Consider the following 13,160-nt stretch of genomic DNA (forward strand, 5'->3'; position numbering starts at 1 on the left):
GTTCAATATGGAAGGCACGAAACGACGAGCCGGAGATGTGCTCTCCGGCTCGTCGTCGAAATAAGAGTTCTCGCTGCGTTCAACTTATGTTGTTAGGCACCAACCTAGCTGAACTGAATTGCGCAGCAAGATTCGTAAAGATGGTATTCAAACTCCCGCCGTTGGTGGAGACGCAAGAGCCGCCGCCCGTTGCTGTGGAATCCGAAAAGAAATGCGAGGTGTCTGTTGGCCACCCACTCGACATCTTCTGCATTGCCTGGCAAGGAGTAACATTCGTGCCGGCCGTATTCGTCTTGCTGTTGTACACGTCTGTCGAACAACCGGAACTCGGAGATCCGTAGGCAATTGTGTACACGGTCGTACCCTGGCTGCTGGCGTAATTTGCGGCGGCGATCGCCTGTGCGCATTGATCCTGAAGTGAGGGGTAAGTCGCGCCTTGATTCGTCGCAGGTTTGCCGGAGGAGTCAAGTATGCAGTAGCCTCCTGGCAGACTGCAGCTGTTGCCTCCGTTGCCGGAACTGGCGTCGCCGTCGCTGAGGATGACCAGAATGTTCTTGGTGTTCGCATTGGCCGTCGATTGGGCGATGAGCGAGGACTGTGCCTCGTAGATCACGCCAGCATAGTAAGTGCCTGCGCCGCCGGGCGTTTGCATACCGCATTTACCTGTAGGAGTGGTCGCGGCCACGATGGTTGAATTGGACGTGCTGGGCAACGACCCTCCTTTCCCGTTCGTCGAGCTATAGTTGGTCCCATACCCCGTAATCTGATACGTGGTCGTAGCACTGGACAAACTAGACCAGGCCGCGCCCGCTGCGGGGGTAGTGTAGGACTCAATCTGGGGGTTGGTCCCTTTGCAGTTGGTGTCGTTGGATACCTGACTAGCTTCGACGGCGGGAAAGGTAAACAAGCTAACTCGGTCGTAGGGTGTGCAGTTCGTACTTGTGTAACCGGCGGCACAGGGTGTGAGTCCTTCAAGCAGGGTTTGAACTCCACCGAGCGCGCAATAGATTCTTGTTTTGCCGCAGAGCGGGTCATTGTCGTTGCTGGCCATGGAAGCCGTTGTATCGACAACGATGGCCACGTTCACCTGCTCAGGTGGGCCGCTTTGCATGGCTGCGGTCGCTACCGTGCTCAGGGTGAGACTAGTTTGGGGCTTTTGGGACCAGAAGGTCAGTGCCCCGATGAAGAAGGTGGGCACTGTGGATTGCTGCGTGACTTGAATTACGTTGTAGCCGTTGGGGACGTTCGTAGTGGATGTGTTGAATGCGGTGCAGCCCACATTCACAATCGGGGAATCGGTAATGCACTTGAATGAGCTTTGAACTGCCGCGTTTGGTAAGTTCAGTGTGGCGTTGACAGCCCCCGTCACAGAGCTATAAGAAGACACTTCGGCCTTGACTCCGGTTTGCGTCGCACCGGATTGCGCCATGGCGTAGGCGCCTGCCAGTGCAGCCGCATCCGTCGAGGACTGCAATTTGCGATAGCAAACGTAGGCGTGACCAAGATCAATCGTCAATCCCGCAGCGCCCATGATCAAGGTGATCAGAAGGGCCATCCAGGGAAGAGCTTGTCCATCCTCATTGCGAAAAGACCTCGAAGGTTTCTGCTTCATTGCACCACCTCGCCTATCTGTTCGCCGATAGCGCAGGACAATCCTTTGACGCCATAGATCGACAACGAACACGGATAGCTGGCCTGAATGGTCGCGGTCGATCCAGCGGGCATAAGCGGGTTGTTATTTCCGCCGGCCGTGGTGCAGGAGACGGTGGACTTGTTTGTGCCGTAGGAGTTGCCATTGATGGTGATGGTGATACCAATGCTGCTCGAAGCTAGTCCGGGGGATGCGGCGTTCAGGGCTGTCACAGCATCGGAGCACGGGTCAGTTGCGCCCCGGTCTGCTGCGAGTACTCGTCCCGCGCTGCTCATGGCTTCGGCAAGTTGCAGCTTCTGATACAGAGCAGCTGAAACGGAAAAAATACCGGTGAACAGGCACAGGATGATGGGCAAGACCACGGCCATCTCAACCAGAGCACTGCCGGTCTCATGATTGCTAAAGCGATTCGAGAGCGTGAGGGCGCCCCGGTGTTCAAAAGGGATCTGGGGAGACGCGTCTGAACAGTTCATGTGTGGTGGTCCTTTCTTCTCTCCAGAGGGCGTTGCTTCGAACTCGACTGGTGGCTGGTGGCGCATTGTGGGCCTTCAGCGCTCTTCCCAGTGATTTCTAACCTAGCTGCACGTGACCCGCGCCTCAATGGCATATTCGGGCTATCTTACTGATACAGCGGTACCTCAATTGGGGGTTACCATCTACCCCGCGTTACATATTCGAGTGCAGACTTTTCCTGGTTGGAGTGGGATGGATCACATGTACCCGATCGATCTAAAGGCGAGGAACCTGAGCGCCAGGGCCGATGTCCGACTCGTCGGAGTTCGCGAATCGACTGATGATTCCTATGCATTGAGAGCGCGACGAGGTCGAGCGAGCCGCCTCGCTCCCGATATTTGGCTGGCATTTTCCGCATCCACGGTGGGTCTCCCCATTGGTACCCATGCGGGAGTATGATTCCTGCTCCGCGCCTTCCTGATGATTTCGCGCGGTTCGTCCCTGGAGGGATTCAATGGCGACCATGACTGAACCGATTCCGGGCAAGCTCAGTGACAAAGTGAGCTTCCGCCCTCGCTATGGCAACTACATTGGCGGCAAGTGGGTCGAGCCCGCGTCCGGCCAATATTTTGAGAATGTAACGCCGATTACCGGCAAGACTTTTTGCGAAATTCCGCGCTCCAATGCGCAAGATGTTGAGCGGGCTCTCGATGCTGCGCACTCGGCTCGCGAGAGTTGGGGACACACGAGCCCCACCCACCGCGCCATCCTGATGAACAAAATTGCGCAGCGCATGGAAGACAATCTCGACATCCTTGCGCTGGCCGAAACCTGGGACAACGGCAAGCCAATCCGCGAAACCGTCAACGCCGATCTTCCGCTTGCGATCGACCACTGGCGCTACTTTGCCGGCTGCATCCGAGCGCAGGAAGGTACGATCTCCGAAATCGATCATGACACTATTGCGTATCACTTCCATGAGCCGCTCGGAGTCGTCGGTCAGATCATTCCATGGAATTTCCCGATATTGATGGCAACGTGGAAACTGGCTCCGGCTATCGCTGCAGGCAATTGCGTGGTACTGAAGCCGGCCGAGCAGACGCCCGCCAGCATTCTCGTCTGGGCTGAACTCTGCGCCGACATTCTTCCTCCCGGCGTTCTGAACATTGTCAACGGATTCGGCCTCGAAGCCGGAAAGCCGCTGGCATCAAGTTCCCGGGTTGCCAAAATCGCCTTCACCGGTGAAACCACCACCGGCCGCCTGATTATGCAATATGCCAGCCAGAATTTAATTCCCGTCACATTGGAACTCGGCGGCAAATCCCCAAACATTTTCTTCGCAGATGTGCTCAACGAAGACGATGACTTTTTCGATAAGGCCATCGAAGGCTTCGTGATGTTCGCACTCAATCAAGGCGAGGTCTGCACCTGTCCCAGCCGCGCGCTGATCCAGGAGAGCATCTACGACAGGTTTATGGAGCGTGCACTCAAGCGGGTAGCAGCCATCAAACAGGCCAATCCTCTGGAGAGCGACACCATGATTGGCGCGCAGGTATCGACGGAGCAGTTGGAGAAGATCCTGAGCTACATCGATATCGGCAAGAAGGAAGGCGCGGAAGTGCTTGCCGGAGGCGAGCGGGCTCATCCTGGAGGCGAGCTGGACAACGGGTTCTACGTCCAGCCAACGGTCTTCAAAGGCCACAACAAGATGCGCATCTTCCAGGAGGAAATCTTCGGACCGGTGGTCTCCGTCACCACGTTCAAGAACGAAGCCGATGCGCTTGAGATCGCCAACGACACGCTCTATGGATTGGGCGCGGGTCTTTGGACGCGGGATGTAAATCGTGTCCATCGCCTTGGCCGCGGCATTCAGGCAGGACGGGTGTGGGTCAATTGCTATCACGCGTATCCGGCACATGCCGCGTTTGGCGGCTACAAACAATCCGGCATCGGGCGCGAAACCCACAGCATGATGCTCGATCACTATCAGCAGACCAAGAACATGCTGGTCAGCTACAGCCCGAAGAAGCTGGGCTTCTTCTAAAAGTCGGAATAGGGAATAGGGAGCAGTTGGGTGCCCCATCCATGACGTATTTTCATCGCGTCATGGGTGGGTCGCACGGATCTTAATGAATGACGAAACGACGAAAATCTTGACGCTCTCTATCCAAGGCAATCCATCATGTCGGAGATCCCCAAACAAGTCGAAGCCACCGATCTGGCCATTCACCTCATTCGCGTCTTGCGTGAGAAACATGGGCCGCTCATGTTTCACCAATCGGGGGGCTGTTGCGACGGCAGTTCTCCGATGTGCTATCCGCGCGGCGAATTCATGGTGGGCGACTCCGACATCCAACTCGGTGAGGTCGACGGCGAACCGTTTTATATGAGCCGCAGCCAGTTTGAATACTGGAAGCACACCCACCTCACGCTCGACGTGGTTCCTGGTCGGGGCGGCATGTTCTCTCTCGATGGGCCTGAGGGCTTGCGCTTCCTCATTCGTTCCCGTGTCTTCGATGACAATGAGATTCGCGAACTTCGCGAGGCTGGGCGCATCTAATCCCTGGCGTCGTAAGATAGGTGCCGCTGAAATCTCAGTTACCGGGAGCCATCCATGTCAGAGGTCGTGATCGTTTCGGCCGTTCGTACCGCCATCGGCAAATTTCAGGGTTCACTGCAGTCGTACACTTCTCCCCGCCTGGGAGCATTGGTCGTCAAAGAAGCTGTTCGGCGGGCGGGAGTTGACCCCGCGCAGGTCGACGACTGCATCATGGGCTGCGTCCTGCAGGCGGGAGTCGGCCAGGCTCCGGCACGCCAGGCTGCAATCTTTGCCGGAATTCCACCCGAGGCCGGCGCTCTTACGGTGAATCAGGTTTGCGGCTCGGGCCTTCGGGCTATTTCACTCGCAGCGCAGGCCGTTCAGACCGGCGACTCCGGGATTGTCGTTGCGGGTGGCATGGAGTCGATGTCCAACGCGCCATACCTTCTGCCGCAGGCGCGCAACGGCTATCGCATGGGCAATGGCACGCTCGTCGACGCTATGATCAACGACGGACTGTGGGACGTCTACAACGAGTTCCATATGGGTGCTGCGGCTGAAATGGTTGCGGAAAAATACCACATCAGCCGAGCCGATCAGGATGCCTTTGCTGCTGAATCGCACCGCCGTGCTGGCGCAGCCACCACTGAAGGCCGCTTCCGTGCGCAGATCTTGCCAGTAGAAGTTCCCCCGGCGAAGAAGGGCGAAGCACCGCGCGCATTCGACGCCGACGAAGCGATCCGCCCCGACACTACCGCCGAGATACTTGCCAAACTGAAGCCGGCCTTCAAGAAAGACGGCACGGTGACGGCAGGCAACGCGCCGGGTGTAAGCGATGGCGCCGCTGCGGTTGTTGTAAGCAGTGCCGAACGGGCAACGGAACTGGGATTAAAGCCGATGGTGATCGTCCGTGCGCAGGCCACTGCGGGGCGTGCGCCTGAATGGTTTTCGCTCGCTCCCATTGACGCGGTGCGCAAGGTCGTTGCCAAGGCGGGCTGGTCACTCGAGTCTGTGGATCTGTTCGAGTTGAACGAAGCGTTCAGCGTACAGGCGCTGTCGGTCATCAGAGAACTTGGACTCGACCAGGCGCGCGTCAACGTCAACGGCGGAGCAGTCGCCTTGGGGCACCCTATCGGAGCAAGCGGTGCAGCGGTGCTGGTAAAGCTGATCTATGCCATGGCCGATCGCGGCGCGAAACGGGGCATTGCTTCGCTTTGCCTAGGTGGTGGTGGCGCCGTTGCGCTGGCAGTCGAACTACCCCTGGGTTGACTCGCGCCGGGGCTTTCACTGTCCGATATCGGACGATCCTTACCGTCATCGGTCACTTCAACTCCCAATCCATCAGAGCCTTACGTCGACTAAGCCGTTTATTTGGAATAGCTGACGATCAAGGGCCTTTGGCACGGCAAGTGCTCCTACCTCAAGTGATGGATATCGCACGCCCAGATTTGAAAAAGCAAAAGCGGCGCCGCCTCATCATTTGGGCCGGCATTGGGGTGGTGGTTCTTACGGTTGCAGTGGTTCTGGTTTCCCGGCTCAAGCCGGCAGCTCCCACGGTCGATGCGTCAACTGTTTGGCCGGACACTGTGAAGCGCGGCAACATGATCCGGCAGGTACGTGGCTCGACCGGCACTCTGGTTCCTCGCGAAGACTCGATCGAATTGATCCCCGCACTTACCGATGCCACGGTGGTGCGGATACGTGTGCTGCCCGGAACCATCGTCAAAGCTGACACCATATTGATGGACCTGGCTGCGCCGGAAGTCGAACAGAAGCTTCTCGACGCGAAGTTAGCGGTCAAGGCCGCGGAAGCCGACAACAGGAGCCTTCAGGCAACCCTGCAGAGCACCTTGATGGACAAGAAGATCGCAGCGGCCCTGGTCAACACTGAGAACACCCAGGACCAGTTGCAAGCCAAGACCGATGAGCAGCTTTACAAGCTCGGTGTAATTGCCGGCATCGCGTATGACAAATCAAAGGGGACCGCTGATCAGTTAGCCGCACAGCAGAAGCTCAGTCTGCAGCAGCTGGAACTGAATGAGAGGAATATCGAGGTTCAGCTCGCGTCTTCGCAAGCCAAGATCGAACAGGCCAAAGCGCTGCTGGCCCTCTATCAAAAGCAGTCGGCAGCGCTCGAAGTGCGCGCCGGAATCGGGGGGGAGGTTGACCCGCTACCTGTTCCACTCGGGGTGGGCTCGCACGTGACCGCTGGCCAGTCATTGGCCGAGGTAGTGCAGTTGGGCAAATTAAAGGCTGCACTGCAGATTGCCGAGACGCAGGCGCGTGACATCCAGATAGGGCTGCCAGCTTCGGTCGATACGCATAATGGCGTTGTTTCCGGTCACGTCACCCGTATTGATCCCGCGGTATTGAACGGAACGCGCACCGTTGACGTACAACTCGATGGAGATCTTCCCGCAGGCGCGGTCAAGGGACTGAGTGTTGACGGGACGATCGATCTGGAACGACTTAAAGACGTGCTCTATGTTGGCCGGCCTGCGCTGGGCAATGAGAACTCGACACTGAGTCTTTTCAAGGAATCTCCAGACCACAAGACGGCTGAGCGTGTCCAGGTCAAAGTCGGCCGCGCGTCGGTCAATAGTATCCAGGTACTCGACGGTTTGAAGGAAGGCGATACCGTAATTCTTTCCGACATGTCGCGCTATGACGCAGTAGATCGCATTCGCCTTGAGTAAGTGCTAGGCGAGCAGGCAACAATCTTCAGGGACCGGCCAGGAATCAGTATTGAATTCATTTCTGATTGCTGACAACTGCTAACTGACAACTAATTTTCACGAGGGGGATTGGATGGCAAACGACAAGCTGATTGACATTGAAGACCTGACCAAAGTCTTCTACACCGATGAAGTGGAGACTCACGCGCTCTCCGGTATTCACCTCACCATCTCGCGTGGAGAGTACGTCGCCATGTCCGGCCCTTCAGGCTGCGGCAAGTCTACGCTGCTGTCGATCCTGGGTCTGCTCGATACACCCACGGGCGGCAAATACCTGCTTAACAACAAGCCGGTAGAGAACCTGAGCTTCGGCGAGCGCTCGCGCATTCGCAACCAGGAGATCGGCTTCATCTTTCAGAGTTTTAATCTGATCGGCGATCTCACCGTGGAAGAGAACGTGGAGCTGCCGCTCACCTATCGCGCCGGCATGCCTTCGGCGGAACGCAAGAAGCGCGTCAAGGAAGCCCTGGAGCGCGTGAATATGGCGCACCGCATGCGGCATTATCCCGCACAGCTCTCAGGCGGTCAGCAGCAGCGTGTCGCCGTAGCTCGCGCACTTGCTGGATCTCCTTCGATCTTGCTGGCTGATGAGCCTACCGGAAACCTCGACTCGAAGAATGGTGAAGCCGTCATGCATCTGCTTGCCGATCTGCACCGCGAAGGCTCGACCATCTGCATGGTGACGCACGATCCGCGTTTTGCTAAGCACGCCGAGCGCGAAGTACACCTCTTCGACGGCAAAGTCGTATCGGAAGACGAGCTCAAAAAGCTTACGGAAGAAGTGGAGGCCTAGCTTGTTCGGACGGGATCTGCGTTTCACGATGCGCCAACTGCGCCGTGCGCCAGGGTTCACCTTGACGGTGGCCCTTACGCTGGCGCTTGGCATTGGATCCGCTACGGCGGTCTATAGCATCGTGGATGCCGTCCTGCTTCGCCCATTGCCTTTCCCGCGCGCGGATCGTCTGGTCGAACTTGATAACCGCGAGACGCTAGTGGGAGGTGCTTCGCGCAGCAACGACGTCTCCTATCCGAATTTTTTCGATTGGCGCTCACAGACCAAAAGCTTTCAGTCCCTCTCGAGCTACAAAACCAATGGGTTCACACTTGGCGGCCGGGACGGCGAGCCCGCAACCCGCACGACGGGGGTTCTGGTAAGTTCAGAATTCTTTTCGACGGTTGGAGTCGCACCGATCCTCGGCCGTGGGTTCCAGCGAGAAGAAGAACAGGCCGGCAATCGATCCGTGGTGATTGGATTTGGATTGTGGAAGTCTCTGTTTAATTCGTCGCCGTCAGCCCTTGGGAAAGTGATCCGTCTCGACGAGAAACCCTATACGGTTGTGGGCGTGATGCCGGCAGGTTTCCAGTTTCCCATAGCAACGCCCGATGCGCAGATATGGGTCACCCTCGCGCAGGATGCCGAAGGTGCGCACTCCTCTGCATCGCAGCGAGGGTATAACCAACTAGACGTCGTTGGCCGGCTTCGCGACGGCGTTTCAATCGACCAGGCTCGAGCTGAAATGAATACTATTCAGCGAGGGCTCGCCCTCCACTATCCCGACGACGACAAAGAGTACACGTCTGTTGATATCACGAGTGAACTGAACACGGTCGTCGGAGACGCGCGCAAGCCGCTTCAGCTCCTTTTTGCTGCCGTGGGGGTGCTGCTTCTAATTGCCTGCGCGAATGCCGCGGGACTGTTGCTGACGCGCTCCAATGGCCGCGTCAGCGAGCTTTCCATTCGAGCTGCCCTGGGTGCTTCCCGGGCCATGGTTCTTCGACAGCTCATGCTCGAATCATCGGTGCTTTCTCTTTGCGGTGGCGGCCTCGGCGTGGCGCTGGTGACAGCAGTGTTGCGCGTGGCTCCTCGTTTTCTTCCGGTTGACCTTGTTCGATCGCAGACCATTGCCCTGAACGTTCAAGTACTTGCCTTCGCGCTGGGAATTTCACTGGTGACCGGGCTGGTCTTTGGCGTGCTGCCCGCTCTGCGCATGTCACGGCTTCAACCGGCATCCGCGTTGCGTGCGAGCATGCGAAGTGCAACGGCAGGCCGGCGTCAACATCTGCTTCATTCTGGGTTGATCGTTACGCAGACTGCACTGAGTCTCGTCCTCCTCACTGGGGCAGGGCTGCTGATGCGCAGCTTTGATCAGATTCTCCGCGTCGATCCCGGCTTCGATCCAAGCCACCTGCTTACGTTTCGGGTGGCCGTGCCTGAGTCTCGTTACGACGGAAATCAGCAGGTTGCCTTCTTCCACCGGTTGGAGTCGAGACTGGAGATGGTTCCGGGAGTTCAGTCAGCAGCAGCTGGGTTTCCGCTCCCGCTTTCTGGCGGCAACATTCGCATCTCATTCTCCATCATCGGTCAGCCAGTCGCTACGGGCGATGAGCCAAGCGAGCGCGTCAGCCTGATTGATCGTCGGTTTTTCGAAACACTTCGCATTCCGATTAAGCAGGGTCGATTCTTCCTTGCCGCAGAACACGAATCCGAGGGACAGCCTGTCGTTCTGATTAATGAAGCGTTCGCGCAGAAATACTTCCCTGGTCAAAATCCGGTCGGCCAGCATATGCGGTCAGGACTGGGAGCCGGAGATCCTCCTCCCATCCGCGAAATCGTCGGCGTTGTTGGGGACGTGAAGAGGGCGAGTCTCACAGAGCAGGAACTCCCGGAGTACTACATTCCCATTGAGCAGGCACCCGTAGCGCCTCCGCCGGTCGCCGTTCGTGTGAGTGGCGATCCAGCTTCATACGAAAACGCTGTGCGCTCGGCCGTAGCAGAAATCGATCCCGCTCTACCGGTTTATCGTCTCCACCCCTATGCTGATGACCTCTCGCGCATTACAGCCCGTCAGCGCTTTCAAGCTGTACTGATCACGGCGTTTGCTGCCACCGCGATGTTCCTGGCTGCAGTCGGCCTCTACTCGCTGCTTGGCTTCATCGTTAATCAGCGCACCAGCGAATTAGGTCTACGCTTCGCTCTGGGCGCGCAGCGCTCCAGCGTGCTGCTTCTTATCCTCCGCCACGGCGTCGCCCTTTCGACAACCGGGCTTGCGTTGGGGTTGGCGGCCTCTCTCATGTTGACTCGATTTCTGGGCGGCATGCTGTTTCACGTCAAACCGTTTGATCCGCTTACGTTCGCGAGCGTTTCCATGTTGCTACTTGCTGTCGTGACTCTCGCCAGTCTCGTACCGGCGTATTTTGCTTCGAAGATTGATCCGATCGAAACCCTCCGCATGCTCTAACTGGAGAATCCCCGGCTTCGGAGTCTCGGATTGAACAGGCGGCCGATAGGAAAAGGCGCATCGCAGAAAGGAATGACGAATGCAGACGCTTACCCAAGATATTCGTTACGCACTGCGCCAGTTGCGCATGTCGCCGGGCTTCGCACTCACCGCAGTACTGACGCTGGCGCTGGGAATTGGCGCATTGACTACGGTAGCGACGTGGACCAATGCGGTTCTGTTCAATCCCTGGCCACAGGTGCGGGATGCACGTTCGCTGCGCTTTGTTTCCGCTACGGTGCTCGGCGGCGATGGTTATTCCGTCAGCTACGATCAATTCCAGTATGTGCGCCGTCAATCGCGCTCATTCAGTGATGCGGCGGCATTCGACCTCGCAACGCTCAATCTCGCTTTACCTAATACGCAACCGCAGGCGATCCCCGCTGGGACCGTCTCATCGAACTACTTTGAACTCCTTGGAGTCAAGCCAGAGGTTGGCAACTTCTTCCAGCCCGATGCTAACGACCACGCATTCGGATCGATGGATGCGATTGTCTTGTCTGACGGCTTATGGCGTGACCGGTTCAACGCAGACCCCTCCGTTGTCGGTCGTTCCCTCTCCATCAACCGGCATGTCTTCACTGTTGCGGGGGTTGCGCCTCCGGAATTCTCGGGCATCTTCGGTGGCGTTGCCGAAGCTGCGTGGATTCCGCTGTCTGCTTTGCGTGATCTCTCCGCCGACGCTCCTGCTGATCCGCTGCTCCATGCTGGACTGCAGGTTGTCGTTCGCCTTCGCCCCGGCGTAGCAGATGCTACATCCAAGGCTGAACTCCATACCCTGGCCCGGTCTTTTGCGCTCGCGCAGAAGAACGATCAACTGAATAGTTGGGATCTCAACCTCTACGACTCATCGCACATGCAGAAGGGATTTTTCGGCGCAATCGGCGAAGTTCTGCCCGTGCTGCTCGGCGCTTCGTGCTTATTGATGTTGCTGGTCTGCATTAACATTGCTTCTCTTCTTGGACAGAGAGCCGCGCGCCGCCGCCGCGAAATCGCTATCCGCACCGCTCTCGGAGCGAAACCGTCCCGCATCGCCTCACAGGTTTTTATCGAAACTGGTCTGCTCGCACTTGGAGGAGCGCTTGCCGGTTGGGCTGTCAGCGTCGGCATCTCCCGGGCGGTTTACGTCCTTCTGCCCGACTTCGGCTTCCCCATCGCTTTCAATCTGCACAGCGATTGGCGCATCATTGCGTTCGTTGCCGCGATTGCCATCGCGGTTACCCTGGCCTGCGGGATGTACCCCATTCGCCAATCGCTGCGGGTTTCGCAGCGGGAAGCGCTGCACGAAGGAAGCACCGCCGTCGCCGGGGCAACGCGAAAGAGAATCGGCCAGCGCATTGTGCTTGGTATTCAGCTTGCCATCTGCTTCATCGTGCTGGCCTGCTGCGGTCTGCTGACGCGCACCTCGCTCAATATCTTCAATCGCCCTGTTGGGTTTGATCGCACCAACACTCTCACGACAACCATCGACCTTTCGAGAGCCGGGTACACCGACGATCGTGCCCGCCTCTTCCTGCTTGAGGTTCTCGATCATCTGCGCACTGCCCCAGGCGTCGCCTCGGCAACCCTGACTACTCACTTGCCCATGGGCGATTGGGGTTCGGGCAACACGCGCAACTTCAGCATCCCCGGTCACATTCCCGGGAAAGGTGAGGACAAGCAGGTGGTGACGGATTTTGACGGCCCCGACTTCTTCCACACGATGGTAATTCAGCTGCAGCAGGGACGCGATTTTGCAACGTCTGACAATGACTCAACCGCAAAGGTTGCTGTGATCAATGAGTCCATGGCTCACCGTTACTGGCCGCAGGGAAATGCTCTAGGGAGCGCCATCATTGTCGATAAAGTCGAACGTCAGATCGTCGGCATCGTACATGACTTCGCCTACCATAGCCCCGACAACACGGAGCCTACACCGGTCGTCTTCCTGCCTTTACTGCAAGGCAAATCCGGATATGGATACGCAATGATCGCAGTCCATTCGCGCACAGGCGCCACTGCGGTTGTTTCGCAATTGCGAAAAGCAGTGGCTGATTTGGATTCATCCGTGCCGCTGGAGAATGTACGTACGCTCGAAGATGTTACCGGCGAGCAATATCAGATGTCGCGCATCCCCGCGGAACTGCTCGGAGTCTATGCCATCTGCAGTGTCCTGGTCGCCATGATGGGGCTGTATGCAGTCATGGCCTACTCGGTGCTCGAACGCAACCGCGAGTTTGCTTTGCGCATGGCACTTGGTTCGACACGGGAGAAAATCTTCCGATTGGTGCTGCAGGGAAGTGCGGCCGTAATTTTCATTGGGCTTGGGGCGGGAGGTCTTGGTTCCGTTGCCGCAGTGCGACTGTTGCGCTCCATGTTGTTCAATGTTTCGCCTTTTGACCTGCTCAGCTTCAGCGTCGCGGGACTTGCGCTGGTGCTCACGGTACTGATCGCTGGCATTACGCCGGCATACCGCGCCGCGAATATCCAGCCGATGCAGGCTCTCAGGAACGAATAGACAAGGC

The 13,160-nt window shown here is 57.6% G+C and carries 9 protein-coding genes; 7 read left to right on the forward strand and 2 right to left on the reverse strand.

From position 1 onward, the window contains the following. Nucleotides 1–79: 79 nt before the first annotated feature. Together P8935_RS09810 and P8935_RS09815 are read right to left on the reverse strand one after the other, a co-directional pair. Complete coding sequence (locus P8935_RS09810; protein WP_348264814.1) at nt 80–1,612, reverse strand: Tad domain-containing protein; 1,533 nt, start codon at nt 1,610–1,612, stop codon at nt 80–82. Then, nucleotides 1,609–2,124, reverse strand: a complete 516-nt coding sequence (locus P8935_RS09815; protein ID WP_348264815.1) for a TadE/TadG family type IV pilus assembly protein — start codon at nt 2,122–2,124, stop codon at nt 1,609–1,611. Before P8935_RS09815 ends, P8935_RS09810 begins: the two co-directional genes overlap by 4 nt. A 494-nt stretch (nt 2,125–2,618) precedes the next feature. On the opposite strand from P8935_RS09815, the gene adh reads away from it, so the two are divergent. The 7 genes from adh to P8935_RS09850 all read left to right on the forward strand — a co-directional run bounded on the left by adh (nt 2,619) and on the right by P8935_RS09850 (nt 13,153). Continuing rightward, on the forward strand, nt 2,619–4,148 hold the full coding sequence (gene adh, locus P8935_RS09820; protein ID WP_348264816.1) for an aldehyde dehydrogenase: 1,530 nt from the start codon (nt 2,619–2,621) through the stop codon (nt 4,146–4,148). A gap of 138 nt (nt 4,149–4,286) precedes the next feature. Next, nucleotides 4,287–4,664 carry a DUF779 domain-containing protein gene (locus P8935_RS09825; RefSeq protein ID WP_348264817.1) on the forward strand — a complete coding sequence of 126 codons (378 nt, stop codon included), beginning with the start codon at nt 4,287–4,289 and terminating at the stop codon, nt 4,662–4,664. Nucleotides 4,665–4,718: 54 nt separating this feature from the next. Next, nucleotides 4,719–5,912, forward strand: a complete 1,194-nt coding sequence (locus tag P8935_RS09830; RefSeq protein WP_348264818.1) for an acetyl-CoA C-acetyltransferase — start codon at nt 4,719–4,721, stop codon at nt 5,910–5,912. Nucleotides 5,913–6,091: 179 nt separating this feature from the next. Then, complete coding sequence (locus tag P8935_RS09835; RefSeq protein WP_348264819.1) at nt 6,092–7,339, forward strand: efflux RND transporter periplasmic adaptor subunit; 1,248 nt, start codon at nt 6,092–6,094, stop codon at nt 7,337–7,339. Between the two features lie 112 nt (nt 7,340–7,451). After that, a complete protein-coding gene (locus P8935_RS09840; protein ID WP_348264820.1) occupies nt 7,452–8,171 on the forward strand; it encodes an ABC transporter ATP-binding protein in 720 nt (239 codons plus the stop codon). A 1-nt stretch (nt 8,172) separates the two neighbouring features. Further along, entirely contained in the window at nt 8,173–10,617 is a 2,445-nt protein-coding gene (locus P8935_RS09845) for an ABC transporter permease (protein WP_348264821.1), read from the forward strand. A 79-nt stretch (nt 10,618–10,696) separates the two neighbouring features. Continuing rightward, the gene (locus P8935_RS09850; RefSeq protein WP_348264822.1) at nt 10,697–13,153 is read left to right on the forward strand and encodes an ADOP family duplicated permease; all 2,457 of its coding nucleotides are present in this window, start codon (nt 10,697–10,699) and stop codon (nt 13,151–13,153) included. The last annotated feature ends 7 nt before the right edge of the window (nt 13,154–13,160 follow it).

It is taken from the genome of Telmatobacter sp. DSM 110680 (assembly GCF_039994875.1).
In the GTDB taxonomy this organism is placed as follows: Bacteria; Acidobacteriota; Terriglobia; order Terriglobales; family Acidobacteriaceae; genus Telmatobacter.

Bases quoted from the DNA above. Each gene is read 5' to 3' on its own strand.
- P8935_RS09815 (WP_348264815.1), bottom strand. From the start codon at position 2,124: ATGAACTGTTCAGACGCGTCTCCCCAGATCCCTTTTGAACACCGGGGC.
- P8935_RS09830 (WP_348264818.1), top strand. From the start codon at position 4,719: ATGTCAGAGGTCGTGATCGTTTCGGCCGTTCGTACCGCCATCGGCAAA.
- P8935_RS09810 (WP_348264814.1), bottom strand. From the start codon at position 1,612: ATGAAGCAGAAACCTTCGAGGTCTTTTCGCAATGAGGATGGACAAGCT.
- P8935_RS09840 (WP_348264820.1), top strand. From the start codon at position 7,452: ATGGCAAACGACAAGCTGATTGACATTGAAGACCTGACCAAAGTCTTC.
- P8935_RS09825 (WP_348264817.1), top strand. From the start codon at position 4,287: ATGTCGGAGATCCCCAAACAAGTCGAAGCCACCGATCTGGCCATTCAC.
- adh (WP_348264816.1), top strand. From the start codon at position 2,619: ATGGCGACCATGACTGAACCGATTCCGGGCAAGCTCAGTGACAAAGTG.
- P8935_RS09850 (WP_348264822.1), top strand. From the start codon at position 10,697: ATGCAGACGCTTACCCAAGATATTCGTTACGCACTGCGCCAGTTGCGC.